This window comes from Pseudomonas sp. PDM27 (genome assembly GCF_019219205.1).
GTDB lineage: Bacteria > Pseudomonadota > Gammaproteobacteria > Pseudomonadales > Pseudomonadaceae > Aquipseudomonas > Aquipseudomonas laurylsulfatiphila.
Genome location: NZ_JAHUWF010000003.1, coordinates 137,482 through 163,882, shown reverse-complemented (window position 1 = coordinate 163,882; position 26,401 = coordinate 137,482). Strand labels below are relative to the sequence as shown.

Annotated in this window: 26 protein-coding genes; 9 read left to right on the top strand and 17 right to left on the bottom strand. The window is 59.3% G+C overall.

Annotation, left to right across the window (positions count from 1 at the left end; all coding sequences use genetic code 11):
• Positions 1 to 57 precede the first annotated feature (57 nt).
• Together KW838_RS08575 and KW838_RS08570 are read right to left on the bottom strand one after the other, a co-directional pair.
• Positions 58 to 945, bottom strand: coding sequence for a 3-keto-5-aminohexanoate cleavage protein (locus KW838_RS08575; RefSeq protein WP_008019488.1), 888 nt, complete (start codon positions 943 to 945; stop codon positions 58 to 60).
• A 95-nt stretch (positions 946 to 1,040) separates the two neighbouring features.
• A complete protein-coding gene (locus tag KW838_RS08570; protein ID WP_218500896.1) occupies positions 1,041 to 1,985 on the bottom strand; it encodes a choline ABC transporter substrate-binding protein in 945 nt (314 codons plus the stop codon).
• A gap of 225 nt (positions 1,986 to 2,210) precedes the next feature.
• Here KW838_RS08570 and KW838_RS08565 point away from each other — a divergent pair, with 225 nt between their 5' ends.
• Positions 2,211 to 3,155, top strand: coding sequence for a GlxA family transcriptional regulator (locus tag KW838_RS08565; RefSeq protein ID WP_102700689.1), 945 nt, complete (start codon positions 2,211 to 2,213; stop codon positions 3,153 to 3,155).
• Positions 3,156 to 3,243: 88 nt separating this feature from the next.
• Here KW838_RS08565 and KW838_RS08560 read toward each other — a convergent pair whose 3' ends face one another.
• Together KW838_RS08560 and KW838_RS08555 are read right to left on the bottom strand one after the other, a co-directional pair.
• Positions 3,244 to 3,660, bottom strand: a complete 417-nt coding sequence (locus tag KW838_RS08560; RefSeq protein ID WP_218500895.1) for a DUF3010 family protein — start codon at positions 3,658 to 3,660, stop codon at positions 3,244 to 3,246.
• A 60-nt stretch (positions 3,661 to 3,720) separates the two neighbouring features.
• The gene (locus KW838_RS08555) at positions 3,721 to 4,122 is read right to left on the bottom strand and encodes a lysozyme inhibitor LprI family protein (protein ID WP_218500894.1); all 402 of its coding nucleotides are present in this window, start codon (positions 4,120 to 4,122) and stop codon (positions 3,721 to 3,723) included.
• A 224-nt stretch (positions 4,123 to 4,346) separates the two neighbouring features.
• On the opposite strand from KW838_RS08555, the gene KW838_RS08550 reads away from it, so the two are divergent.
• The 7 genes from KW838_RS08550 to KW838_RS08520 all read left to right on the top strand — a co-directional run bounded on the left by KW838_RS08550 (position 4,347) and on the right by KW838_RS08520 (position 12,817).
• The gene (locus KW838_RS08550; RefSeq protein ID WP_015097138.1) at positions 4,347 to 5,324 is read left to right on the top strand and encodes a dipeptidase; all 978 of its coding nucleotides are present in this window, start codon (positions 4,347 to 4,349) and stop codon (positions 5,322 to 5,324) included.
• Positions 5,325 to 5,402: 78 nt separating this feature from the next.
• The gene (locus KW838_RS08545; protein ID WP_007975505.1) at positions 5,403 to 5,933 is read left to right on the top strand and encodes a DUF5943 domain-containing protein; all 531 of its coding nucleotides are present in this window, start codon (positions 5,403 to 5,405) and stop codon (positions 5,931 to 5,933) included.
• Positions 5,934 to 5,948: 15 nt separating this feature from the next.
• Positions 5,949 to 8,009, top strand: a complete 2,061-nt coding sequence (dgcA, locus tag KW838_RS08540) for a dimethylglycine demethylation protein DgcA (RefSeq protein ID WP_007975506.1) — start codon at positions 5,949 to 5,951, stop codon at positions 8,007 to 8,009.
• 154 nt (positions 8,010 to 8,163) lie between these two features.
• The gene (gene dgcB / locus KW838_RS08535) at positions 8,164 to 10,107 is read left to right on the top strand and encodes a dimethylglycine demethylation protein DgcB (RefSeq protein ID WP_218500893.1); all 1,944 of its coding nucleotides are present in this window, start codon (positions 8,164 to 8,166) and stop codon (positions 10,105 to 10,107) included.
• Positions 10,107 to 11,327, top strand: coding sequence for an electron transfer flavoprotein subunit alpha/FixB family protein (locus KW838_RS08530; RefSeq protein ID WP_218500892.1), 1,221 nt, complete (start codon positions 10,107 to 10,109; stop codon positions 11,325 to 11,327). The genes dgcB and KW838_RS08530 overlap by 1 nt, the downstream gene beginning before the upstream one ends.
• 15 nt (positions 11,328 to 11,342) lie before the next feature.
• Complete coding sequence (locus tag KW838_RS08525) at positions 11,343 to 12,113, top strand: electron transfer flavoprotein subunit beta (RefSeq protein WP_102674517.1); 771 nt, start codon at positions 11,343 to 11,345, stop codon at positions 12,111 to 12,113.
• Between the two features lie 125 nt (positions 12,114 to 12,238).
• Complete coding sequence (locus tag KW838_RS08520; RefSeq protein ID WP_218500891.1) at positions 12,239 to 12,817, top strand: GNAT family N-acetyltransferase; 579 nt, start codon at positions 12,239 to 12,241, stop codon at positions 12,815 to 12,817.
• A 77-nt stretch (positions 12,818 to 12,894) separates the two neighbouring features.
• Here the strand turns inward: KW838_RS08520 and KW838_RS08515 are convergent, their stop codons facing one another.
• The 13 genes from KW838_RS08515 to KW838_RS08455 form a co-directional block, all read right to left on the bottom strand.
• Positions 12,895 to 14,865 (bottom strand): secretin and TonB N-terminal domain-containing protein, encoded by a 1,971-nt coding sequence (locus KW838_RS08515; protein WP_218500890.1) that lies wholly within the window; start codon positions 14,863 to 14,865, stop codon positions 12,895 to 12,897.
• Between the two features lie 19 nt (positions 14,866 to 14,884).
• Positions 14,885 to 15,388: a hypothetical protein gene (locus KW838_RS08510; protein ID WP_218500889.1), complete on the bottom strand. Its 504-nt coding sequence runs from the start codon at positions 15,386 to 15,388 to the stop codon at positions 14,885 to 14,887.
• Entirely contained in the window at positions 15,385 to 15,942 is a 558-nt protein-coding gene (locus KW838_RS08505) for a GspMb/PilO family protein (protein ID WP_218500888.1), read from the bottom strand. The genes KW838_RS08510 and KW838_RS08505 overlap by 4 nt, the downstream gene beginning before the upstream one ends.
• Positions 15,943 to 15,948: 6 nt before the next feature.
• Positions 15,949 to 16,497, bottom strand: coding sequence for a hypothetical protein (locus KW838_RS08500; RefSeq protein WP_218500887.1), 549 nt, complete (start codon positions 16,495 to 16,497; stop codon positions 15,949 to 15,951).
• Positions 16,494 to 17,228, bottom strand: coding sequence for a hypothetical protein (locus KW838_RS08495; RefSeq protein WP_371317826.1), 735 nt, complete (start codon positions 17,226 to 17,228; stop codon positions 16,494 to 16,496). Before KW838_RS08495 ends, KW838_RS08500 begins: the two co-directional genes overlap by 4 nt.
• On the bottom strand, positions 17,209 to 18,846 hold the full coding sequence (locus KW838_RS08490; RefSeq protein ID WP_218500886.1) for a GspE/PulE family protein: 1,638 nt from the start codon (positions 18,844 to 18,846) through the stop codon (positions 17,209 to 17,211). The genes KW838_RS08495 and KW838_RS08490 overlap by 20 nt, the downstream gene beginning before the upstream one ends.
• Before the next feature lie 6 nt (positions 18,847 to 18,852).
• Entirely contained in the window at positions 18,853 to 20,037 is a 1,185-nt protein-coding gene (locus KW838_RS08485; protein ID WP_218500885.1) for a type II secretion system F family protein, read from the bottom strand.
• On the bottom strand, positions 20,034 to 20,498 hold the full coding sequence (locus tag KW838_RS08480; RefSeq protein ID WP_102700737.1) for a transglycosylase SLT domain-containing protein: 465 nt from the start codon (positions 20,496 to 20,498) through the stop codon (positions 20,034 to 20,036). Before KW838_RS08480 ends, KW838_RS08485 begins: the two co-directional genes overlap by 4 nt.
• Positions 20,499 to 20,500: 2 nt before the next feature.
• Positions 20,501 to 20,941 (bottom strand): type II secretion system major pseudopilin GspG, encoded by a 441-nt coding sequence (gene gspG / locus KW838_RS08475; RefSeq protein WP_218500884.1) that lies wholly within the window; start codon positions 20,939 to 20,941, stop codon positions 20,501 to 20,503.
• A 259-nt stretch (positions 20,942 to 21,200) separates the two neighbouring features.
• On the bottom strand, positions 21,201 to 22,712 hold the full coding sequence (locus KW838_RS08470; protein WP_218500883.1) for a lytic polysaccharide monooxygenase: 1,512 nt from the start codon (positions 22,710 to 22,712) through the stop codon (positions 21,201 to 21,203).
• 77 nt (positions 22,713 to 22,789) lie between these two features.
• Positions 22,790 to 23,263 carry a type II secretion system protein gene (locus KW838_RS08465; RefSeq protein WP_371317825.1) on the bottom strand — a complete coding sequence of 158 codons (474 nt, stop codon included), beginning with the start codon at positions 23,261 to 23,263 and terminating at the stop codon, positions 22,790 to 22,792.
• A 417-nt stretch (positions 23,264 to 23,680) separates the two neighbouring features.
• Positions 23,681 to 24,070, bottom strand: coding sequence for a type II secretion system protein (locus KW838_RS08460; RefSeq protein WP_104450059.1), 390 nt, complete (start codon positions 24,068 to 24,070; stop codon positions 23,681 to 23,683).
• On the bottom strand, positions 24,045 to 24,554 hold the full coding sequence (locus KW838_RS08455; RefSeq protein WP_102700705.1) for a type II secretion system protein: 510 nt from the start codon (positions 24,552 to 24,554) through the stop codon (positions 24,045 to 24,047). The genes KW838_RS08460 and KW838_RS08455 overlap by 26 nt, the downstream gene beginning before the upstream one ends.
• A gap of 268 nt (positions 24,555 to 24,822) precedes the next feature.
• Between KW838_RS08455 and KW838_RS08450 the strand changes: the two genes are divergently transcribed.
• On the top strand, positions 24,823 to 26,043 hold the full coding sequence (locus tag KW838_RS08450) for a retropepsin-like aspartic protease (RefSeq protein WP_371317824.1): 1,221 nt from the start codon (positions 24,823 to 24,825) through the stop codon (positions 26,041 to 26,043).
• Positions 26,044 to 26,401: the final 358 nt, after the last annotated feature.

The following is a 26,401-nucleotide window of genomic DNA, read 5'->3' as shown; positions in this document are numbered from 1 at the left end:
TCAGTCATGCCGCCTTCGCGAGCAAGCTCGCTCCCACAGGGGGAAAGTTGTTGTGAATTAACCGCGCTGGGTCAGGCCCATTTTCTTGCGGCCTTCAGCGGGGGTGAGCACGCGGGCACCGAGGCGGCTGAGGATTTCCGTGGCGCGTTCGACCAGTTGGCCGTTGGTCGCCAGCACGCCCTTGTCCAGCCACAGGTTGTCTTCCAGCCCGACCCGCACGTTGCCGCCGAGCAACACCGCTTGCGCCGCCATCGGCATCTGCATGCGACCGATACCGAAGCCGGCCCAGACCGCGTCGGCCGGCAGGTTGTCGACCATGGCCTTCATGGTGGTGGTGTCCGCCGGAGCGCCCCACGGGATGCCCAGGCACAGCTGGAACAACGGGTTGTCGAGCAGGCCTTCCTTGATCATCTGCTTGGCGAACCACAGGTGGCCGGTGTCGAAGATTTCCAGCTCGGCCTTCACGCCCAGCTCTTGAATGCGTTTGGCACCAGCGCGCAGCTGGGCCGGGGTGGAGACGTAAATGGTGTCGCCGTCGCCGAAGTTCAGGGTGCCGCAATCGAGGGTGCAGATTTCCGGCAGCAGTTCTTCGACGTGGGCCAGGCGGGTCAGCGGGCCGACCAGATCGGTGTTCGGGCCGAATTCCATCGGATTTTCGCCGGCACCGATTTCCAGGTCGCCGCCCATGCCGGCAGTGAGGTTGACGATGATGTCCACGTCCGCCTCGCGGATACGCTCCATCACCTCGCGATACAGCGCCACATCACGGCTGAACTTGCCGGTTTGCGGGTCACGTACATGGCAGTGAACCACGGTGGCACCGGCCTTGGCGGCTTCCACGGCGGCAGCCGCGATTTGTTTCGGGGTGACCGGCACGTGTGGGCTCTTGGCGGTCGTGTCGCCAGCACCGGTGAGTGCGCAGGTGATGATGACGTCGTGGTTCATTTGGCGGTTCCTTACAGGCGAGTTTTTGGTTTTGGCCGGGCGTGGTGGTCCCGTTCGCAGCCCGTTTGGGCTGCGATACGGTGGTGGGTTCGGGTTTATTTACTGGTCAGTTGCAGGTTTTCAGCGGCCGGTTTGCCATCGAAGGTAGTGACGCCTTCAAGCCAGCGTTTTTTGTCCTGCGGGTGATCCTTGAGCCATCTTTTGGCCGACTCGAGAGCGTCCTTGTGGTCCAGCAGTGGCTGCATCATCCGGCTCTCGTCTTCGGCGGTGAACGTCAGGTTGCTCAGCAGGCGACCGATGTTCGGGCATTGCTCGGTGTAGGTCGGCGCGGTGACGGTCCACACGGTTGCCTTGCCTTCGTTCGGGCCGAGGGCGTCGTCGCTGCCGGTGAGGTAGGTCATTTTCACGTTGACGTTCATCGGGTGCGGGGCCCAGCCGAAGAACACCACGGCTTCGTTGCGACGCACGGCGCGATCCACCGCGGCGAGCATGCCGGCTTCACTGGACTCGACCAGCTGGAACTTGCCGAGGCCGAACTGGTTCTTGGAGATCATCGCCTTGATCTGGGTATTGGCGCCCGAGCCAGGCTCGATGCCGTAGATCTTGCCGCCCAGTTCTTTTTCGAATTTGGCGATGTCAGCGAAGGTTTTCAGGCCCTTGTCAGCGAGGTAGGTCGGCACGGCGAGGGTCGCGCGGGCGTCTTGCAGGCTTGGCGCTTCAAGCACCTTGACCTGCTTGGCATCGACGAAGGGGGTGATGGTCTGGGTCATCAGCGGGTTCCAGTAGCCGAGGAACAGGTCCAGACGCTGGTCGCGGATCCCGGCGAAGATGATTTGCTGGGAGGCGCTGGTTTGTTTGGTGCTGTAGCCGAGGCCATCGAGCAATACCTGGGTCATGGCACTGGTGGCGATTACGTCGGTCCAGTTCACTACACCCATGCGCACGTTCTGGCATGCGGCGGGTTCGGCGGCCATGACACTGGCGCTCAGTAACGCGGTACCACTGAGTGCAAGAACACAGCTGCTGATCAGTCGTTTCATTCTCAGGTTCCTCGGCAGTTCGTTTATTGTGAGTTCCGGTGTCTGATGCGCCGGTGATGCCAAGTTACGCAGCAAAGCACCGATGAAAGCGCACTGCGGCGACCAGCTCTTGCACTGCAGCGACCTGCGCTCTTGAAAGCCGCTTGCAACTGGCGTATCAACATCCTCACGCTGCCCGCCCTCTCGTTACCTGGCCTCTTGTTACCTGCTAAGCGAGTGCGCTCCATGTCCCAGGATTTCTACTTCTTGTTGATGCCGGGTTTCTCGGCCATCGGATTCATCTCGGCCATCGAGCCGTTGCGGGTCGCCAATCGCTTTCGTGGCGAGCTTTATCGCTGGCATGTGCTGAGCGCCGATGGCGGGGCAGTGCTGGCCAGTAACGGTATGTCGGTCAACGCCGATGCGGCGCTGGAGCCGCTGAAGAAGGGCGCGACCTTGTTGGTGGTCGCCGGCTTCGAACCCCTGAAATTCGCGACCCCGGCACTTGAACATTGGTTGCGCCGACTGGACAACGAAGGCGTGACCCTTGGCGCCATCGACACCGGCAGTTTCATCCTCGCCGAGGCGGGTTTGCTCGACGGCCATCGCCTGACCCTGCACTGGGAAGCCATCGACGCCTTCAAGGAGTCTTATCCACAGCTCAGCGTCACCCAGGAATTGTTCGAGATCGACCGCCGGCGCATCACCTCCGCTGGCGGCACCGCCTCCATCGATTTAATGCTGGATTTGATCGCCCAGGCCCATGGCCCGGAACTGGCGATCCAGGTCAGCGAACAATTTGTGCTCGGCCGCATCCGTCCGCGCAAAGACCACCAACGCATGGAAGTCGCCACGCGCTACGGCATCAGCAACAAGAAGCTGGTGCAGGTGATCGGTGAGATGGAACAGCACAGCGAACCGCCGCTGAGTACGCTGGAACTGGCGGAATCGATCAAGGTGACGCGGCGGCAGTTGGAGCGGTTGTTCCGGTTGCACCTGAACGACACGCCGAGCAATTTCTATCTGCGACTGAGGCTGGAGAAGGCGCGGCAACTGCTCCGTCAGACAGACATGAGCGTGCTGGAGGTGAGCATTGCCTGCGGGTTTGAGTCACCGTCGTATTTCACCCGCAGTTATCGGGCGAAATATGAGCGATGCCCGCGGGAGGATCGACGTACCGCTAAAGCGTAAAATCAAAAGATCGCAGCCTTTGGCAGCTCCTACATGGGGTCCTCCTGTAGGAGCTGCCGAAGGCTGCGATCTTTTGATCTTGGCGGTATTACTTCTTCAACAGCGCCGAACAAGCCGCTTTAAACGCCTCATGCTGATACTTGTTCAGCGTCTGCGGCAGCTCGACATTGAATTTCTTGCACTGCGCCGTGATGGTCTGCGGCGATAGCAGCGTCACTTCGCAATTCTCCAGTAACTGGAAAACCCCTTCGATCTTGAACGTGGTCGGACCACCGGCGAATTCACCTTTCTTGCTGCGCTTCTTGATCGCGATGCGGTCGATGGAATTTTCGCGCACAAAGGAGGCGACCTGAGCGGCAAACACTTTGACGTTGGCGGCTTCGTCGTCATCGTCCAGGGCAATTTTCTTGGTGGCGAGCGCGACATGGCTCAGCGCCTGGCCGTCCAGCGTGGCCACGGCGATGATCGCTTCGCTGCCTTTGATTTCGATGCCGCAGACTTTCATGTTGAATCCCTTTACTGGCTGAAGCGTGCAGCTTACAGCTCAAGTTGAGTGGCGAATGGATCATTCCTGCCCAATCGACTCCAAAAACTCCGACCGTTCATCACTCATCCGCGCAATGCAGTCGTTCTGGGCAATGGTGAACGCCTTGCTGCCACCGGTGGCCGGGAAGGCTTCGACGGCGCAGTCGGCATCCCGGGTCTTCAGCCATTGCTGTTGGGCGGCCTTGAGCTTGGCGGTGATGTCGGCCAGTTGCGACGGGTTTTTGCCGTATTGCGACTGCATGCGGTCGCTCAGGCCCTGGAGGTTTTCCTTGAGCAGGTCTTCGGCGCTGGTTTTGCTGAAGGCCGAGCACTCGAGGGTCTGGACGTCGTTTTCGACTTTATCGCACGGGTTGTCGTCGGACTCCTCCGCTGCGTGTACGCCGGTCGCAATCAGTGCCAAAGCCAGAAGGATGGATTTCATTCAGGTCGCCGCTCTATTCCAGTGATGCAGCGAATTCTGGCCCAAGCCGAGGGCCTTGAACAGGTCGCTGATTGTGCCTGGCGACGACCCTTTGTCGCGGATTGACGCTTTCGGCAAACCCCCTGTCGTTTTTGCACCCGGTCGCCGAGGCACCGAGGCATATGCTGGCCCCAAAGCGCCGGCAGACGATTCGGCGCATGAATCGCTAATAAGGGGACAGCCTGATGAGCCCAGCCGAATTGCACGCCGACAGCATCGTTATCGACGGGCTGATTATTGCCAAGTGGAACCGTGAACTGTTCGAAGACATGCGCAAGGGCGGTTTGACCGCAGCCAACTGCACCGTGTCGGTGTGGGAGGGCTTTCAGGCCACCGTCAACAACATTGCCGCGAGCCAGAAGCTGATCCGCGAGAACAGCGACCTGGTGATGCCGGTGCGTACCACCGCCGACATCCGCAAGGCCAAGGAGCAGGGCAAGACCGGCATCCTCTTCGGCTTCCAGAATGCCCATGCCTATGAAGACCAGATCGGCTATGTCGAGGTGTTCAAGCAGCTCGGCGTGGGCATCGTGCAGATGTGCTACAACACCCAGAACCTGGTGGGCACCGGTTGCTATGAGCGTGATGGCGGTCTGTCGGGCTTCGGTCGCGAAATCGTCGCCGAGATGAACCGCGTTGGCGTGATGTGCGACCTGTCCCACGTTGGCTCCAAGACTTCCGAAGAAGTCATCCTCGAGTCGAAAAAGCCGGTCTGCTACTCCCACTGCCTGCCGTCGGGGCTCAAGGAGCACCCACGCAACAAGTCCGATGAAGAACTCAAGTTCATTGCCGACCACGGCGGCTTTGTCGGCGTCACCATGTTCGCGCCATTCCTCGCCAAGGGTATCGACTCGACCATCGACGACTACGCCGAAGCCATCGAGTACGTGATGAACATCGTCGGCGAAGACGCCATCGGCATCGGCACCGACTTCACCCAGGGCCATGGCCAGGACTTCTTCGAATACCTGACCCACGACAAGGGCTACGCCCGCCGCCTGACCAGCTTCGGCAAGATCATCAACCCGCTGGGTATCCGCACCGTGGGCGAGTTCCCGAACCTGACCGAAACCCTGCTCAAGCGCGGCCACTCCGAGCGAGTGGTACGCAAGATCATGGGCGAAAACTGGGTGAACGTCCTCAAGGACGTTTGGGGCGAGTAAGCCACTGCACCTCTGAATCCTTTCCCCCGGCCGCCCGCGCCGGGGGCAACACCAAAATTTTTCTGGAGTTAAGTTTCCATGGCCAAGATCGCCCCGCAATTGCCAATCGAAGTCGACAGCGAGACCGGTGTCTGGACGTCCGACGCCCTGCCGATGCTGTATGTGCCACGGCATTTCTTCGTCAACAACCACATGGGCATCGAGGAAGTGCTGGGCGCTGAAGCCTATGCCGAAATCCTCTACAAGGCCGGCTACAAATCCGCCTGGCACTGGTGTGAAAAAGAAGCCGAATGCCATGGCCTGGAAGGCGTCGCGGTGTTCGAACACTACATGAAGCGCCTGTCGCAGCGCGGCTGGGGCCTGTTCAAGATCCAGGACATCGACCTCGACAAAGGCACCGCCAGCGTCAAGCTCGAACACTCGGCGTTCGTCTACGTGTACGGCAAGGTCGGGCGCAAGGTCGACTACATGTTCACTGGCTGGTTTGCCGGCGCGATGGACCAGATCCTCGCCGCTCGCGGCAGCAAGATCCGCACCGTGGCCGAGCAAGTCTACGGTGGCTCCGAAGAGGGCCACGAAGACGGCTTGTTCATCGTCAAGCCGTTGTAAGTCGAGGAACCCGCCATGGCTTTCGAAGCAATGTTCCAGCCGATCCAGATCGGCAAACTGACCATCCGTAACCGCGTGCTCAGCACCGCGCACGCCGAGGTTTATGCCACCGACGGCGGCATGACCACCGATCGGTACGTCAAGTATTACGAAGAGAAAGCCAAGGGCGGGATCGGCCTGGCGATTTGCGGCGGTTCGTCCGTGGTGGCCATCGACAGCCCGCAGGAGTGGTGGAGTTCGGTCAACCTGTCCACCGACCGCATCATTCCGCACTTCCAGAATCTGGCCGATGCCATGCATAAGCACGGCGCCAAGATCATGATCCAGATTACCCACATGGGCCGTCGCTCGCGTTGGGACGGCTTCAACTGGCCGACGCTGATGTCGCCGTCGGGTGTGCGCGAGCCGGTGCACCGTGCCACTTGCAAAACCATCGAGCCGGAAGAGATCTGGCGGGTGATCGGTAACTACGCTCAAGCGGCTCGCCGCGCCAAGGCCGGTGGCCTGGACGGTGTCGAGCTGTCGGCGGTGCACCAGCACATGATCGACCAGTTCTGGAGCCCGCGGGTCAACAAGCGTACCGACGAATGGGGCGGCACCTTCGAAGGCCGGATGAAGTTCGGTCTGGAAGTCTTGAAAGCCGTACGCGCCGAGGTCGGTGACGATTTCTGCGTGGGCATGCGCATCTGTGGTGACGAGTTCCACCCGGACGGCCTGTCCCACGAAGACATGAAGCAGATCGCCAAGTATTACGACGACACCGGCATGCTCGACTTCATCGGCGTCGTGGGTTCGGGTTGCGACACCCACAACACCCTGGCCAACGTGATTCCGAACATGAGTTATCCGCCGGAGCCGTTCCTGCACCTGGCGGCCGGCATCAAGGAAGTGGTCAAGGTTCCAGTGCTGCACGCGCAGAACATCAAGGACCCGAACCAGGCCACCCGTATTCTGGAAGGCGGTTACGTCGACATGGTCGGCATGACCCGCGCGCACATCGCCGACCCGCACCTGATCGCCAAGATCAAGATGGGCCAGATCGACCAGATCAAGCAATGTGTCGGTGCCAACTACTGCATCGACCGTCAGTATCAGGGCCTGGATGTGCTGTGCATCCAGAACGCCGCGACTTCTCGTGAATACATGGGCCTGCCGCACATCATCGAAAAAACCACTGGCGTGAAACGCAAGGTGGTGGTGGTCGGTGCCGGTCCTGCCGGGATGGAGGCCGCCCGCGTGGCCGCCGAGCGTGGCCACGACGTGACCCTGTTCGAGAAAAAGGAGTTCATCGGCGGGCAGATCACCACCGCATCGAAAGCCCCGCAACGGGACCAGATCGCCGGTATCACCCGCTGGTATCAGCTGGAACTGGCACGGTTGAAAGTCGACCTGCGCCTGGGCACCGCGGCTGACGCGCCAACCATCATGGACCTGCGTCCGGACGTGGTGGTGCTGGCTGTCGGCGGTCATCCGTTCATCGAGCAGAACGAACACTGGGGCGCGGCTGAAGGCCTGGTGGTCAGCAGCTGGGACATCCTCGACGGCAAGGTTGCACCGGGCAAGAACGTGCTGGTCTACGACACCATTTGCGAGTTCACCGGCATGTCGACCGCTGACTTCATCGCGGACAAGGGCAGCCAGGTCGAGATCGTCACCGACGATATCAAGCCGGGCGTGGCCATCGGGGGTACATCGTTCCCGACTTACTACCGCAGCATGTACCCGAAAGAAGTGATCATGACCGGCGACATGATGCTGGAGAAGGTCTACCGCGAAGGCGACAAGCTGGTGGCGGTACTGGAAAACGAATACACCGGCGCCAAAGAGGAGCGGGTGGTTGACCAGGTGGTCGTGGAAAACGGCGTGCGTCCGGACGAAGAAATCTACTACGCGCTGAAGGAAGGCTCGCGCAACAAAGGCCAGATCGACGTCGAAGCCTTGTTCGCGATCAAGCCGCAACCTTGCCTGGAACAGAGCGGCGACGGCTACCTGCTGTTCCGCATTGGTGACTGCGTGGCCCAGCGTAACGTGCACGCGGCGATCTATGACGCGCTGCGGTTGTGCAAGGATTTCTAAAGGCTGCACTTGACCCTGTGGGAGCGGGCTTGCCCGCGAATGCAATCTGTCTGCCGACATTGATGTCGACTGACCCACCGCTTTCGCGGGCAAGCCCGCTCCCACAGGAACCGCTGACCGCGTTTCTCCAAGATGTTCTGGTGGGAGCTTCACCATGTTGAACACCCTTCTTCCAATCCTGTTGTTCGCAGCCCTGGGCCTTGGTGTCCTGGGCGCGTTGCGGCGGGTGGCCATGTGGCGCCGGGGCCGGGCTTCGAAAGTCGACCTGATCGGCGGCCTGTTCGCCATGCCCAAGCGCTACATGGTCGACTTGCACCATGTGGTGGCGCGGGACAAATACATTGCCAACACCCACGTCGCCACGGCCGGGGGTGCGGTGGCGTCCATCGTGTTGGCGATTCTGGTGCATGGTTTCGGCCTGCATAACCGCTTCCTCGGCTATGCGCTGCTGCTGATGTCGGCGGTGATGTTCGTCGGCGCGATCTTCGTTTACCTGCGTCGGCGCAACCCGCCGTCGCGTCTGTCGAAAGGCCCATGGATGCGCCTGCCGAAAAGCCTGCTGGCGTTCTCGGCCTCGTTCTTCCTGTTGACCCTGCCGGTGGCGGGCATCCTCCCGGAAAACTTCGGCGGCTGGCTGTTGGCAGCGATTCTCGGGGTTGGCGTGTTGTGGGGCGTGTCGGAGCTGTTCTTCGGCATGACCTGGGGCGGGCCGATGAAGCACGCCTTTGCCGGCGCCTTGCACTTGGCCTGGCACCGCCGCGCCGAACGTTTTGGCGGCGGCCGTTCCACCGGTTTGAAGCCGCTGGATCTTAGCGACCTGAGTGCGCCACTGGGTGTGGAAAAACCCAAGGATTTCACCTGGAACCAATTGCTTGGCTTCGACGCCTGCGTGCAGTGCGGTAAATGCGAAGCCGCGTGCCCGGCCTTCGCCGCCGGCCAGCCGTTGAACCCGAAAAAACTGATTCAGGACATGGTCGTCGGCCTGGCCGGTGGCACCGATGCAAAATTCGCTGGCAGCCCCTATCCCGGCAAAGCGATTGGCGAGCACGCTGGGAATCCGCATCAACCGATCGTCAACGGTCTGGTGGACGCCGAGACCCTGTGGTCGTGCACGACTTGCCGCGCCTGCGTCGAGGAGTGCCCGATGATGATCGAGCACGTCGATGCCATCGTCGACATGCGCCGTCACTTGACCCTGGAAAAGGGCGCGACCCCGAACAAGGGCGCCGAAGTCCTGGAAAACCTGATCGCCACCGACAACCCGGGCGGCTTTGCGCCAGGCGGGCGGATGAACTGGGCGGCGGACTTGAACCTCAACCTGCTCAGCGAAAAGAAATCCACCGACGTGCTGTTCTGGGTCGGCGACGGCGCCTTCGACATGCGCAACCAGCGCACCCTGCGCGCCTTCGTCAAAGTGCTCAAGGCGGCGAAAATCGACTTCGCCGTGCTCGGCCTCGAAGAACGCGACAGCGGTGACGTGGCCCGGCGCCTGGGCGATGAAGCAACGTTCCAATTGCTGGCCAAGCGCAACATCCAGACCCTGGCCAAGTACAGCTTCAACCGCATCGTCACCTGCGATCCGCACAGCTTCCACGTGCTGAAAAACGAATACGGCGCCTTCGATGGCAACTACCTGGTGCAGCACCACAGCACCTACATGGCGGAAATCATCGATGCTGGCGCGCTGAACCTCGGTCAGCACAAAGGTGACAGCGTGACTTACCACGACCCGTGCTACCTCGGCCGCTACAACGGCGAATACGAGGCGCCGCGCCAGGTGTTGCGCGCGCTCGGGATCGAAGTGAAAGAGATGCAACGTTCCGGTTTCCGCTCCCGCTGCTGCGGCGGTGGTGGCGGCGCGCCGATCACCGACATTCCGGGCAAGCAACGCATTCCTGACATGCGCATGGAAGACATCCGCGAAACCGGTGCCGAACTGGTGGCCGTGGGTTGTCCACAGTGCACCGCGATGCTCGAAGGCGTGGTCGAACCCCGGCCGCTGATCAAGGACATCGCCGAACTGGTGGCCGACGCGTTGCTCGACGACGCCGCGCCCGCCAAGACACCCGTCAAGCGTGAACCTGCGGAGGCCCACTGATGAGCGACATTATCCGCCGCGACCCTCGGGCCGAATGGATCGCCCGCAACCGTCTGCATCCATTGCACGCGGCCATGCAACCGGCGCAGCACAGCTGGATGGGGCCTAACGGTGTCATCCGCAAGAATCCCCATGGCATTGGCTTTATCGGCCCCAATGGCATCAAGCGCATCGACCGCAGCGGCGCCCAGCAGGGCGGGACGACTAAACGTTCAGCCGCGGTTGAAGTGCAATTGCCATTGCATCAGGTGGCCGCGCCGGCGTTTTACATCAGCGTGGTGCCGGACATGGTCGGTGGCCGCTTGAGCAGTCACGACCGCGACCTGCTGGGCCTGGCCCATCAACTGGCCGGCAAGGACGGCGCGGTGCTGGCCGTGGTGTTCGGCGAGCACAAGGAAAGCGCTTTTGCCACGGCGGGCGTCGACCGCCTGCTGGTGCTGGAAGGCGAAGCGTTCAGTGGTTATGCACCGGAGCAACGGGTCCAGGGCCTGCGGGCTGTGGATAACCAGTTCAGCCCACGTCACTGGTTGTTGCCGGACAGTCGCACCGGTGGCGGGGAACTGGGTCGACGCTTTGCCGCCGCCCTGGGCGAACGCCCCGCCACACGGGTCTGGCAGGTCAAGGAACAGGAGTGCATCGGCCGCGCCGGTGCCGGTCTGCAAGACCTTGCCCGTCCGTTGGCGCGCTTGATTCTGGCGGCTGCCGAGTGCGCCGAACCGGTCAGTGAAACCCGTCATGAAGCGTTGCCGGTGGAGTTATCCACAACCGTGGCGCGCAGCCTGTCGCGGATTGAAGACCTGGGTGCGGTAGCGGTGGACCCGGCCGCGATTCCGATGGCCGAGGCCGAGTTCATTTTCTCCGGCGGCAACGGGGTCAAGGACTGGGGCCTTTTCCACAGGACCGCCGAAGCCCTTGGCGCGACCGAAGGCGCATCCCGGGTGGCGGTGGACGACGGCTTCATGGCCCGCGACCGTCAGGTCGGGGCATCCGGTACCTGGGTGACTGCACGGGTCTATGTGGCCGTGGGGATTTCCGGGGCGATCCAGCACCTGCAGGGCATCGGTGCCTGCGACAAGGTGGTGGCGATCAACCTCGACCCTGGCTGCGACATGATCAAGCGTGCCGACCTCTCGGTGATCGGCGAGAGTGCGGAGATTCTTCAAGCCTTGATCGAAGCGGTAGAGGCTTACCGCAACGACGCCAAGCGCGATGCGGCTTAAGGGAAGGAAAGGGTTATGAGCACGAAAATCATCAGCCTGGTGTCCATCGGCGCCCACCCGACGTCCGGTCGGCCGCGTCGCGCGGAACAGGATGCGCGGGCGGTGGAACTGGGCCTGCAACTGGCTGGGGATAACTTGCAGGTGCTGCATGCCGGCGACATCGCCGAGCCTGCGCTGCGCGCGTACCTGGGCATGGGCCTCGAACAGTTGCATGTGCTTGAGCAACCCGAGGGTGCCGATGCGCTGCCGGCACTGACCGAGTATCTGCGCGATGCCGGTGCTCAGGTGGTATTGACCGGCAGCCAGGCGGAAACCGGTGAAGGCTCGGGCATGTTGCCCTTCCTGCTGGCTGAAAGCCTGGGCTGGCCGCTGGTGGTGGGGCTGGCACAGGTCGAGTCCATCGATGGCGGTTCGGCGCTGGTGCTGCAAGCCTTGCCGCGCGGTCAACGTCGTCGGCTGAAGGTGCGCCTGCCGTTTCTGGCAACGGTGGACAACGCCGCGCCCAAGCCTCGCCAGAGCGCATATGGCCCGGCCCGACGCGGCGTGCTGCAAGCGCAGGACGTTGAAGTCGTCGATGATGAACTGCTTGCAGTCGCCAGCCTGCAACCGGCCAAACCACGGCCCAAGCGCCTGAAAGTGATCAAGGCCAAGAGCGGCGCCGACCGCATGAAAGCCGCGACGGCCAAGGCCAGTGGTGGGGGCGGGCAGGTGCTCAAAGGCGTGACGGCCCAGGCCGGCGCCGAGGCCATCCTCAAATTGCTGATTGAAGAAGGTGTGGTCCGCTAACGCTTTCTGTAGGAGCTGCCGCAGGCTGCGATCTGTTGATCTTGTTTTTAATAATCAAGGTCAAAAGATCGCAGCCTGCGGCAGCTCCTACATGTGGATCGGATAAATCTGGCAGAGAAAAAACAATGGCAGTTGAATTTCGTTCGGCAGTGCGCGCGGATGCGCGTGAGATTGCGCGGTTGTTTCAGATTTCATCCGAGGGCGCTTCAGATTACATCTGGAGTCAGATCGCAGAACCCGGCCAGGATCTGTTGGATGTCGGCGCCATTCGGTATGCCCGCGACGGCGTGTATTTTTCCTACCAGAACTGCCTGATTGCCGAGGCCGATGGCCAGGTCATTGGCATGATGCACAGTTACGCGATGCGCCACGATCCACTGGCGGTGCCGACGACCGACCCGGTACTGGCGCCTTATGCCGACATGGAAGTGCCCGACACCCTGTATATCTCCAGCCTGGCCCTGCATGAAGGCTGGCGTAACCGGGGGCTGGGCATGCAGTTTCTCGCCCATGCTCAAGAACGGGCCGACCGACTGGGGCTCAATGGCCTGAGCCTGATCGACTATGCCGCCAATACCGGTGCCCGGCGTTTCTATGAAAGGCACGGCTTCACAATCATCAAGACCTGTCGGGTCACACCTCACCCGATGATCCGCGTCACGGGAGACGCTTATCTCATGCACAGGCCACTCTCAAGCTGCTGATCGAAGAGGGCGTGGTTCGCTGGTTTGAAAACAGCGCAAGCAGAGTGCTGGCGAGCAAGCCCTTACCCGGATTCGTTCTAGGGTGTTTGTGGAACAGAGGCCGCAGGAGTGGGGGCCACCTGTACGGGTGGTGGCACCGTCGGCGGTGCCGCTTGCTGTTCCACCGGTGGGGGCAACGGCTGCCAGGTGGCATCCGGTTGCTGCATCGGTGGTGGCAGCGGTGCACTCAGGGTGCTGGAGCCGCCACTGGATTTGAGTGTGAGGCTATTGCTCGTATCACGCAGGATCATCCCTTCGGTGGAACTGCGCGCCTCGGTGCCGCTGTGGAAGGTGCTGACCTGGGAGATCGGCAGATCCAGATTGCGTTCGATTCGGGGTGTAAGCAGCAGGATGATTTCGGTCTTCTGCTGGGTGCCCAGGTTGGTACCGAACAAGGTTTTGCCTAGCCAGGGGATATTGCTCAGCCATGGCAAACCCGACCCCTCATCAATGTCTGCCGTGCGGATCAGCCCTGAGACCACCTGGGTTTCATTGTTGCGTGCCGTCAGCATGGTCTTGGTGGAACGGGATCCCAGCTCAAAGGTGGCCGGAACATTTTCCGAACCAGGGATACGTTTGGTGATGTGGCTCATTTCTACAAACAGATCGAGAGTGATTTCGTCGGCCAGGCTGATATTGGGCTGCACTTCGATTTTCAGACCCACGTCCTGATAGCTCACTGACGAGGTGCTGATCTGGTTGGCGGTAGTGGTAGTGATGACGGGGATCTTGTCTCCGATATTGACCTGAGCCTTCTCGCGGTTTTTCACCCGAACCCTTGGGTTGGCCAGCGTCACGGTGTTACCGCTGCGTTGTAGCAGGTTGATTCGTGCTGAAGTACTCCCGGTGTCCAGCAAAATGTTATCGCCATTGATCCCCCGCAATGCGCTGATGGGCGTGCCGGCGAGACCTTCAGGCAAGTTGGCAAAGTTGCCCACCGACAGGCCGATGCTTTCCGGGTAGGCGATCCCCAGGTTCTGTTCGTCCGCCAGGCTGACTTCGAGCACCTGAATATCAACGGTCACTTCCGACTGGGCGATGTCGATGGCCTCCACCAGCTTTTCGACGGCGCTCAACGTGTCGAGACCATCGCGCACAATCACTGCATTGAGGCGTTCGTCCACCAGTACTTCCTTGGGCTTGAGCAACTGTTTGATTTCGGCGGCGATCAGCTTCGGGTCGCTGTGGCTCAGGTAGAAGGTGCGCACCGCCAGCTCACGGTATTCGCGATCTTTTTCCGGCCGTGAGGGGTACACCAGGATGGTGTTGGCGTTGAGGATTTTCTTCTGCAGTTGCTGGGTTGCCAGCAGCAGGTTGAGTGCATCTTCAGGGGTGGTTTTGGTGGCGGTCATGCTGGCGGCGGCATTGGGGTTCACGTCCTTGTCGATGACGAAGTTGACCCCGGACACGCGGGCGATGGTCTCGAAGATCGCCGCCAGGCTCTGGGAACTGAATTCCAGGCTCACGGGTTTGCGCATGGCTTCACTGAGGTCGGGGCTCAGGTTGTCGGCACTCACCAGCTCGCGGGTCAGGGCATTGCGCAGCTCCAGGGCCGCACGATAGTTGGGTTTTTGCGCGATGATCTGGCGCACCAGGTGGAGGGCCTCTACCGGGTTACTGTCTTTGATCGCAAAAGCCCGAGCCAATTGCGGGCGCAGTTGCGTCATCATCTGGATGCTCTGGATTTCCTGGCGGGCGCCGAGGTTGCCGGGGTCGTACTTGAGGATGGTTTGCATCGCCGCGATGGCCGCGGCGTCATCACCGCGCATCAACGCGGCACTGGCCTCGCGGCTGTATTGGGCGACCAGTATTTCCAGCTTGCTGAAGTTGGCGGTGCGCAAGCGCACGTCTTCGGGATTTTCCTTGGCTTCGGCTTGCAGCAGTTCTACCGAATCCACGATCTGTCCTTTCTGGCGCAGTTCGTCGCTTTGCTCGATGGCGCGTTGCGTCTCGCAACCGGTCAGCAGGATCAATCCAAAGCTGCAATGAACTAATGTGCGCGTTGACATGAGCGTTCTCTTTGTCCCGTCACGGGTAGGTACCCAGGTGTAAAGTGCTGACGTGCTTCATGGGCAAGTACGTCAGCACCACGCGGGTGTCAGTCAATTTGTCCAGTCGGTAGTCTTTGTCGAGCATGCCGCCAGGCCGAATCCGGCCTGGTACCGTGCATTGGTTGCACAAGGTGTAATGGTTGCCGTTGCCTCTGAGCACGACGATCTTGGCCTGGTTTTGATAGCGCCATTGCGCACTGACAACGAACGGCAGTGGTGGCGGTGTCGGTATCGGGTTGCTGACGACCGAGGGCGCAGGAGGCGGCTGCCAGGTTTGTATCGGGAACACGTCCACCACGGTGCCGGGTTCAGCAACTCGTGTGTTCTTTGGCTCAGGCGCAGGAGTGGGGGGCGCTCCCGGTGCGGCTGCGGTGGGGGATGTTGGCGTGTCGGGACTGCCCGTCTGATCCTCCCAGAACAACCAGCCGCAACCGAACAGGGTGAGCAGCAGCAAGATCCGCAAATAGAGTGGCACTTTCATTCAATCACCCCCAATACGCTTAATTTGAGGTTGATGGTCAGTTGTGCAGCGTCGATCGCCTTGCGCTCCAGCCTGAGGTTTTCGATACGCACCGCCGGCTCTTGCACCACGGCGGCCAAGGCCTGACGTAAGGCTGGATAAGTGCCGGCCAGAGGGATTTCGATGTCCAGGCGTTGAAGTTCGCTATCGCCCGGCGTGGAGTAGGAAAGGGTGGTCTGATCGATACTGAAACCCTGTTGCTGAATGAGCGCCAGGATCTTTTCCAGGCGAGTCGCGAAGGCCTGGGCACTGGGTAGTTGTTCTACCACTGCCGGCTCAGTGACCTGCACGTCTTGAGGGCGTTCGGCGATAGCTGCCTGCAACTCCTGACGACGCAGGGCGTCCTGCTCAAGGGACGGGGCAATCAGTGTCAGTTTGATCACCAGTGTGCCGGCCATGGCCCCAATGGCGAGCACACCCCAGGAACCGAGAGTCTGCTGCCAGTGCACCAGCCGCCAGCGCAGGCGTGGTAGCCATTGAGCGAGGCCGGGAAGCTGACGAGTCAGACGCTTCATCACGGCCTACCCGCCGCCAAGGGTAAGCTTGACCAGCACCGGCCGTGCCGGATCGTTGGTCTTGCGGTTGCTTTGTTGCAGGCTCACGTGAACACCCTCCAGGTCCTTGAGCCGCTCGACAAAGCGAAACGCGTCGCCCAGTACCCGAGCTTCCAGTTCCAGGTTCAACAGTTGGGTTTGGGTATTCACCTCCAGATGAGTCAGGGCTATGTCGCTGGACCATGCCTGGCCCAAGGCATCGAGCAGCGGGAAAGGCGTGACTGCTTGCTGGCTGAAGATCACCAGCTGTTCTTTTTGCTCGGGCGAGAGGTGGATGGCCGCTTGAATCAGTTGTTCCTGTTGTCGGGCCAACTGGATGAATTGCTGCTCCAGTTCGTCGGTCTGTCGCTGCTGATGCTGCATCTGTTGCCAGTGTTCCCACGTCGTGAAGATCACCATCAGGGTGATCAGCCAGAGCAATGCCACAAGGGGGCGGCGGGTGGTGCCGGGGTGCAGGAAATCGATCATCGGCGAGCGCGCTGCCCGCAGGCGTTGCCAGCGGTTCTGCAGGTTCATGGTGCCGGCTCCATCAGCCAGGGGTGGGGTGGTCCCAGCCAGTGTTCTGGAGGCTCAATGGGGCGAGGGGTGGCGACAAAGGATGCGGGTGCGTGTTGTTCAACCAGCAGGTTTGCGGTGAACAGGTTATCGCTCAAAAGGCTGTCGGGAGCGGTGTGTATCAAACAGACCTGGCTGATTGCCCCATTTTGCATGTAGACGCAACCGAGGGCGCGGGCTTCAGGCACCGCCAACACACAGTCGCCAGGCAACCGTATGCGGTAATGCTGCAGGGCTGCCGTCAACAAAGGTGCACAGGTTCCCAGGGGCAGGGCCTTGAGTTTGAACAGGCTGCGCAAGTCTTCCAAAAGGTCCAGAGGGATGGCCACCGCAAGGCAGCTGTGACCGAAGCCAGCGTGGGCAACCTGCACCTGCCAAGGGAGCGGGTCAATGCCGGTCTGCTGGTTGAAGCTCGCCCGGGCGTAACCTTGCCAATCGGCCTGGCTGTACAGGCCGGCCTGCCAAGGCAGCATCCAGTAATGCACGTGTGGAAAACCGAGCAGCACCGTGACCCGGTCCAGATAACGTAGTCGTCCTCGTGGTGCCTGCTCCAGCAGGGTGGCGCAAGCACCCAGGGGCTCGCCGTCCTGGTGACTGCGCCAGACGGGTCCCGTTTTCCAGCGGGGGCGAGCAGCCCAGGTGGCGCCGGTGCTGTGCAGCAACACCACATGCTCAATACAGAGAGATGACACGGTGAATTTCCTTGAGTGTGGTGTGACCGGCGGCAGCGCTCGCCAGTGCGATATCGCGGATAAACAGGTGGCCGGATTGCTGCGCCAACTCCCGCAGGGCAGACGCCGAACTGCGTTGCAGCAATCCCTCCTTGATGCTGTCGTTGACAGCCAACACTTCGGCCAGGGCCAATCGCCCGCGATAGCCGGTATGGCGGCAGGCTTCACAACCTTTGCCGATCCGGTAGCGGCCTTTCTTCAAGTGCAGGTGCGAGAGCTTCGCAAGTCGCGTCAGTTCGGCATCGGGCTCGACTTCCACAGCGCATTCTTCGCATATGCGTCGTACCAGTCGTTGTGCGACCACGCCGTTCAGCGCCTCGACAAAGCTGGCCGGCTCCACGTCCATGTAGATAAATCGCTCCAGTACGCTGAAGGCGCTGTTGGCATGCACCGATGACATCACCAAGTGCCCGGTCAGGGCAGCCTGCACGGCAATGCCGGCCGTCTCGCCGTCGCGGATTTCCCCCACCAGAATCGTGTCCGGGTCATGGCGCAGAATCGAGCGCAGACCGCGGGCGAAGGTCAGACCCTTTTTGTCATTGACTGGAATTTGCAACACGCCCGGTAACTCGTACTCCACCGGGTCCTCGATGGTGATGATTTTTTTCTCGCCGGTGTTGGTCTCCGACAAGGCGGCATACAGAGTGGTGGACTTACCGCTGCCGGTCGGTCCCGTCACCAGCAACATGCCGTAGGGTTCGCTGGCGAGGGCGCGGATACGCTCGATGGTATCGGCGGCCAGCCCCAGGGCATCGAGGCTCAGCGATTCCCCCCGCTGCGACTTGTCGAGGATGCGCAGCACGGCATCTTCCCCGTGGATACTGGGCATGATCGATACCCGGAAATCCACCTCGCGAGCCTGAATTCTGGCTTTGAAACGACCGTCCTGGGGCACCCGTCGTTCGCCGATATCCAGCTCTGACAAGACCTTGATCCGCGACAGTGACTGCTCGGCCATGTCCAGCCCGGCGGCCTGTCCCATCTTTTGCAGCACGCCATCGATGCGGTACTTGATCTCCAGACCCTGAGGCGTGGTTTCGACGTGAATATCGCTGGCGCGACTTTGCAGGGCATCGAACAACATCGAGTTGACCAGGCGCACCACCGGGTTGTCGTCGAGGGCGATGCTGCTCAGGGATATTTCCTGGGCGGTCTCCATGACTCGGGCATTTTCGTCGTCTTCGCCGAAGGGTTGCATGACCCGTTGGCTGGTTTCGGCGAGGGTCAACTGCTCTTTCACCGCACCCGGCAAGCTCATGGCCAGTGGCAGTGGCTGCAACGTTTTCGAAGACTGAATCCAGCGACGGCTGGCCAGTGAAAACGGATCCCCCAAAACCAGACAAGGTTCACCTTGCCAGTCCACCACCAGCACCTGATGGATCAGCGCCTGGGGCAGTGGCAGGAGGTCGAAGCGCCAGTGGTTGGCGAGATCCGGCGGCTCGATGGCCTTTAAGCCCAGCCGGGTGGCAAGCGTCTGCAATTGCTCGGGTGCCTTGTCCAGGGTCTCCAGCAAGTAATTGGCTAGCGATAGCCCTTGCTGTTCGGCCAGTGCCTGCCATTGCCGGATTTGATCACTCATGGCTTTTTATCCCTGGATTGAGCCTGCAAGCTCGAAAATCGGCATGTACAACATGAACACAATCAGCCCGATCAAGCCGCCGACCACCAGCATCAGCAGCGGTTCGAAGACCTTGCTGAACAATTCGATGGCCCGTTCGAGCGCTTCGTCGTGAAATTGCGCGATGCGCTCGCACATCGCCGCCAATTCACCGCTTTGCTCGCCCACCCGTAGCAGGCGTTCAGCGACAGCGGTGGTCAGTTGATGGCGTGCCAGAGAAGTCGACAGCGGTTGACCGGCCTGGATGTCGGTCATGGCCTGGCGCAGTGCGCCCTGGCGCTCACTGGGCAGCAGCGCACCGGACAGTTCGATTGCCGTGACCACTGGCATCCCGCCCATCAACAGCATGCCGGCGGTACGATAAAACCGGGCGAGGATAAACAGCGTGCGTTGGGCACCCAGGCTCGGAATTTTCCAGAACAGTGTGGCGGCCCGGTGCTTGAAGGCAGCGCTGCGCAACAGCAGCACCAGGCCGGCGACGGCAGCCAGGGCGCCAAGCATCAGCTCCATCCCACGCGCTTGCACCAGTGCGCCCCACCAAACCATGAACCGGGCCGTGGCCGGCAGATCGGCTACCGCATCGAACACCGAGGCAAATCTCGGGATCACAAAAAACAACAGGAACAGCAGGACCAACGCACCGACACTCAGTACCACCAGGGGATACATCAGTGCTCCGCTGACGCGCTTCTTCACCGTTTCCAGATGCGCCTCAAAGTGGTGATAACGTCGCAGGGCGACGGACAACTGGCCGCTGTGCTCCGAGGAAGCCACGGTAGCGATCAACAGCGAAGGGAACGTCTGTGGCTTGAGCTGCATCGCCCGGGACAGTGCGTTGCCTTGGTACATCGATTCCAGCAGTTCACTCATGACCTGCCGATTGACGCCGGGCTCCGCCTTGTCGCGCAAGGTTTCCACGGCCTCTACCAGCACCAAGCCGGCGTCCAGCAGTACCACCAGTTCCTGGATGAACAGGCCCAGGGCAAATTTTGTGCGACGGCTGGGCAGTTTCAGCTCACGACGCGCTTGCACAGAGATGATCTGCGTACCGTCGTCCTGCAGTTGCCGGCGTGCCTGCGCAAGGTCCGGAGCCTGGATGCGCAGGGTCTGCAAATGGCCATCGCGGATGATGCGCGCTTCGAAGTCGCTCATGGTGTTTGCCCGGCCAGTTGTTGGCGGCGTCGCTGCAGTTCGCCGTAGTAACGCCAGACGGTGGCGGCGTAGCGCGAGCGCCGGGCATCGCGCCCGGGGCGCGTACCGGCGTTATAGGCGCCGACGGCTTGCCAGTCGTAACCTTTCTCGCGGATGAACCCGGCGAGCACCCACGCTCCGACGATCACGCTAGTGCAGGGTTGAGTCAGCAGGTGTTGTTCGGTAATGCCAAACTGCGCCAATGCCGGCAAATGGCGGCTGTTGATTTGCATCAGGCCGATGTCATGGCTGCCGTCGCTGTTGAGATTGCGGGCGGACGGGTTCAAGCCCGACTCAACCTTGGCGATGGCGTAAAGCAATAATGGGTCTATGTGGTAACGGCTGCCCGCCAGTTGCCAACAATTGGCGTGTGCGCCGTTGATCAAAAACAAAGCGCCCAGTGCGAGGACGAAAGGGTGCATGTTCATTGACCAAACACGATGTCAGCGTTAGTCCCTTCGCCGCCTGCCTGGCCATCGCGCCCAAGGGAGATAATTTCGATCTCGTGGGCTGCGCCGGGGTTTTTGAACAGATAGGGATTATTCCACGGGTCTGGTGGTGCGCCTTTGGGCAGATAAGGGCCATGCCAATTGGGTTCGGAGGCCGGGCGTTCGGTCAGTGCTTTCAAGCCCAGGGCTTCGCTGGGGTAATGACCGTTGTCCAGGCGGTACTGATTCAAGGTATCGCCCAAGGACTTCATCTGGCCTTTGGCGGATTGCACCTTGGCCAATTCAAGTCGATCGAACATCTTGGGGCCGACGTAACCGGCGAGCAGGGCGATAATCAGCAGAACAACGAGCAGTTCTAATAGGGTGAAGCCCTGTTGTGAGTGTGAGGCAGTACGAGGTATCGATAGCGAGCGCATGGAAATACCCTGTTGGGAGTGCCAAGGTAAAGTGGTTGTGCGTAACTCTCCCGGCCCGTAATGACACAGGCACCGCCGGTAGAGCTACGTCACGGTATTTAAGGTGTTGCTGATTTCGCTTTATCTTGAAATTTTGTACCTGTGATGGGCTGTGAAACAGTAATTTTTCATGGGTAATTGCACTAACTTATTGCTTCTTTAAAAACGCGCCGCACAATTAAGCGCGGCGCTTTCCTGGTAGAAACTACTGGGGGTGTAGTTAATCGATTTTGTCCCAGGCATCTGTCCAGTCACTACCTACTCCTGGCTCGTAATGGGGCGGTGATTGCGAACACCACCCACTCGCAGTACTGCCTTTGCATTGATAGTTTGCACCTTTGTTCGAAACTTTCTCATTAGGGGCATAGGGAGGTGTTTTGTTCTTTACATAAGGGGGGTAACTGCCGCTGTCGGCCGGATTAATGATCACCTTCAATTCGGCTTGGTTGGATGTTTTGTTCTGCCGATCGACTACGGTCAACAGTACAGTGTGTTCTGCCGGTTCTTTGGACTTGAAGGCTTTGAATGTGACTGTGTCGGCATTGATTGTTCCGGTCTCTCCAGCGGGTGTCCAATTAAAGTCCAACTTGCCGTTGTACCCGACTGAGGACTGGCCAGAAAAGGTATAAGTCTGTTCTGACACCAATGAGGTTGGGCCGGTAATTCTTGCTACCGGGGGCCTTGGATCGGGAGGCGTCTCACCACCACCGGAGATGATGGACATGGCTTTGGTGTAAGCCTCTTTGGTTGCATAAACAGAGTTGGCGGCAGCGTTGGTGGTGTTGAAGACCACATTGCTGCCGTTTTTTTCACCTATTTTGGCGATGTTCGAGCCCACTTTCTCAGCCACCTGACGACCCCAGACATTCTGGTTCAAGTTGCTTTGGTCGATCGGGTGGGTGATATCAACGATTTCCTTGGCGGCAGGCGTATCGTCCATGATGCGGAAGTGCACGGAGTCCCCTGGCTTGAGGCGATCCATCTCGGAACCAATAAATGGACCCAGATCATGTAGTGGATCAGGTGTCCCACCACCGGCAATGGTGATGTCGCTACAGTTGTAGAAACCTTCGCCAGCCGGATCTTCGCGCTGCCACCGGGTAAAAAGCACGGCGTCACCCGAACGACCAGGCGGAAGGGTTACGTTGAACTTGAAGTAACCACTCGCCCCCGGAATCTTCGGAGGCTGACTGCCCCAGTCGGTGGGGGCGGGGTCGGTCATCCGTGCTTCATGGATTAAGTCCAGGTCGCTCCACTTCAGTTTCGTCGTCGCAGCGTTATAGCCGGGTTTACTGAGGTAAATTTTCACGAAGCTGGGTACATGAGGCGCTGTGCCAATAATTCGCACCACCATTTTGCCATTTTCGGGCGTTATTGTTGTTTTGTCCCACGTGGCCAAAGGTAAATTCAGACCATTCTTATTTTCGTCAGCTGCCGAGCAGAGTTCGCCATCCGGTATCGATTTTTCGACAGTGCTCTGATCTTTATAGTCTTTGATCAGCTTGGCCACTTCGTTCCATTGCTGCCCCGGATATGTTCCGCTCACTTCATGCACAGCTTTACAGGCTGGATCATTGGTGCCTTCCCAGAAGTTTGGGAGCGTATAGCAATGCACCTGTCGTGAAACGGGAGTATCCACTGCGCCATGGGCCCAGATCAGCGTGGGTACCAAAAACGCCGCCGCCATCGCCCACCCAAGCAGGTGTCGAATTTTTTTCTGTAAATTCTTCATTTTTGTGTCCACCTTCAATTCAGATAAACGTGTTCCGAACTGCATGGAACAACTAGGGTAAGTTGTTGCGGTAGGCTTTATCCGGTTGGTTGAGCTCCATTGGGTGTGACGCTTTTTGGAGGGTTACTCTGTCCAGGGCCATACAGAAACATCCACCCTTGATAACTGCCTTGTCCTGAGAAGCTTTGGTTTTCCCTTGAAAAGTTACTTTGCTTGAAAGGGGTTCCCTTTGCGGTGCTGTAGACGCCCATGATGGTGTCGCCCGGGCCCGGGATCAGGCCCCACTCGTTGGTACCGAGCAGAGGGTCCTCATAGACCCGGCGCAAGTAGCGTTGAATGGTGGGCAGGCGGCGGTCCAGTACCAGGTCGTCGAGGGTTTTGGGAAAGGTTTTGCCATGCTCGTAATACAGGCCGATGGCCCGGCGAATTTCTCCGCCTCGGGCCAGGAGCTCCAACTCACGCTCGCGTTGCATCACGCTGGACCAAAGCGTGCCCGCCTCCAGCAGCATCACCGCGACAATCGCCACTGAAACCTGCATGCCTATGAACACCGAGCCTCGTTGGTGCTGCCTACTCGTCTGCATAGGGGGTTCCGTCAGTACGTTGGCCTGAAGCACGATTGCACCCTTTGTTGGTAATAGTGCGGGTGTTGTCGTTGCTAGAGGTCTTTTCCTGTACTCGCGTGTTTAATAGAAATTCTCGAGCATTAGATGGCTCAATATTTTTTTGAACAGTCGAAGTGTATTTTTCCATTGGCATACTTATTTCGCTCTACTTGGAGTGAGCTCGAAAACTGCAGAAGTTAAATCCGGTAATAAATAGATACGCCAAGCGAGCATCTGCCACCAGCTGTTAGAAATAACAGTTACGACGAACGGTCGTGTGCAGATAAAAAGGAAGATAGGGCATCGCGACGGGGAAGTTATTGAACGCCTGGTGCCTATTACAGGCGCTCGAGTGAGTGTTTTTTACCAATCTGAATAAGGCGTTCCGTCATTGGCTTGACCTGTGGCACCGCTGCGCACATCACCCAGGCCGTGCTCATCGGATGCTTGTAGTTGCCAGGTATCACGCTTGCCGGTAAGGGGGTCGAGGGGGATTTCCCGCAAGTAACGACGGCTTACGAGTTCTTGGAGTGAGTCGGGGCTCTTGCCGTGATCTTCACGATATTGGTCCAGCGACTGGCGCAGTGAAACCAGGTTATGCCTGAGCACGGTTTCCTGGGCCTTGGTGTGTTGGCGAAAGTATTGGGGAGTGACGAGCGTCATGAGGGTGGCAATGATCGCCATGACCACCAGCAGTTCGATCAGGGTGAAACCACGCAAGTTGTTGCTACCATTGACTGTAAGGCGTTCCATTTAAACTCTTCCGTTGGCTGCGGGATGAAACGTCAAATACATCTTCTCCCTCGGATGGGTTGTCGGGACTGCTTCGGTAACTGCGCGATTGCCAGGTATCAATCGGTGAAAGTTCGGGGCACTCGCACACCGGGTCGCGGGGGATACGACGCAAAAAAAATATCTTTTGGCCTTTGATATCACTCTTGTCCGTGACGCCCTGGACTAATGCTTGCAAATTGGGAGGGTAACCACTGGCACTGATGCTTTGTTCAATGCGCTTGTCATCTGCGGCTTCTTTATAAGAATCAATCGCCCGCCGTATTTCCCGCAATGAACGTTGCAGTTCGAGTTCCCGGTCGCGTTGTCCCATCACCGCCGTCAGCGGATAAGCTACTGTCGAAAGAGTGGCTAGCAGAGCCAGCGTCAGTAGTAATTCAATCAGCGTAAAACCTTTGGCGCAGTGATGGCGAGGCGCTATCAATGATAGCTTGCCATGCCACATCACCGTTTAACCTCCATGCCTGCCAAGGACTTCTTCAATAACCCAGGCCATTGAAATTAACTGCTTGCCTGAGTGTAGAACAGGTTTTGATAGGGCAAGTGCTACTTGAGATGAAAGGTGCAGACCTCATATTCCAAGCCTCGTGCTGCAACCGCCAACGCGGTGAGCTAGAGTTTTCATGCGCTGTTTAAGGGTGCAGCACGGTTTCGGGATCATTCAGACATTCAGCGCATACTTATAAAACCCGGTTTTTATGAATGGGCTGGATATGAAGGCGTTCTGTCGGTGCCTGATGTTCTTTGCAGGATTCATGTGTTTATCGCCGGAGTTGATGGCTGCCCCCAAGGCAAAAACTTCTGACAACCCTGCTGCGCTCGATCCGGATTTTTATCAGTGGATAACCTCCGAGCAGGGGCAGAAGGCGTCTCTGACGCAGCTGCGACAGCAATGTGACAAGGTGCTGGACGCTGCGAAGAACCTCAGCTGTTCCGTCTCCGTCTTCGCCAGAATGCTGGAGGCCAAAGCCGCCAACCAGATCCCCGAATACTATCTGGCGATCAAGGGAAAACATGCACGAGCGATCGAGGCCAGCGCCGATCTGAAACCACTGTTTTCCACGTTTGGCCACCAATCGCTGGCGATCCTGGCGGCGGCCGGCGACTTTTCCATGAAAGGTTCGAATCAGCATGAAGTGCTGCGCATCTATCCGCAGGCCAACGACGCTTATGTCGCTGACGAGGTGCTGCCCTTTATTGATGTCGATGGGCCCAATGGTGCTTCGGCGCGTTTTGTTGTGGATACCGGCGCACCGCAAACCCGGGTCAACATCGACACTGCGAAACAGATGGGCATCAGGTTGTTGCCCGATGCTCAGTATCGCTACAGCACGTTTTATGGCGAAAAGGGCCTGGCCGCGAGGCTGGGAATTCTCCGGTCACTCAAAGTCGGCACACGCGAGTTCAGGAATGTACTGGTGTTTGTCAGCGACCGGGATAACTTGTTGGGGCTGGACCTGATCAGCAAGCTGGGGCGCTTGAAGATCACCAGAAGCGCTCTGGAACTCAATCCTGCGCCTGCCAGGCGCTGCGATGCGTTCATTGCCTTTAACCGCGTGGATCTCAACCAGCGGCTGGTGGTTGCCGCTCAGCTGGATCGCCGCACAACGCAGGCCATCATCGATACGGGAAATGTCGACTACCTGACGTCCGCGTTACCTGGCAGGCAGGTCAATGCCGTGCAGGCACTGATACCGGGAAGCTCGAACGGTTACACCGGCGACAACAAGCACTTCCAGCGCTTCGACGGCGTATTGGTCATGCAAGGCAACATCATGGCGGTCAGCTACAAATACTACCCGGGCTTCACCATCCCGCCGTCGCTGCTGGACGGGCAATACGTGCCGTCGATATTGCTCGGTTGGCGCGCCTTCAAAGACTTTGAATTGAACCTGGACCTGGACTCAGGTCGCTCATGCTTCAATAAGGTCTGAACGCGTTGGTGTTTACCCACAATCCCTGTTGGTGGTTCTGTGGATAACATGTTCGCCCCTCGCTACACCCCATACAGATCAAGCCCTGTAAGGCGTCGTTCAAAAAACAACCAGACTGGTTCGTGGTTTTTCCAAGCTTTTTCAAGGGGATAAGTGCTGCTGTCAACGCAGACTTGCCCCCAATCTCTGTTGGCGCTTCTGTGGATAAGATGTTTGCTCTCGGCTGCAGGCCTTGTAAACAGAGGTGCGCAGCCATCTGGTCATAAAATGATCAAAAGGTGGTTTTGCATCGTCGGCTTTCACGCAAACACTGGATTTTTCAAGGTTTCAGCGGTTTTCCACAGAGCCTTCCAAGTTA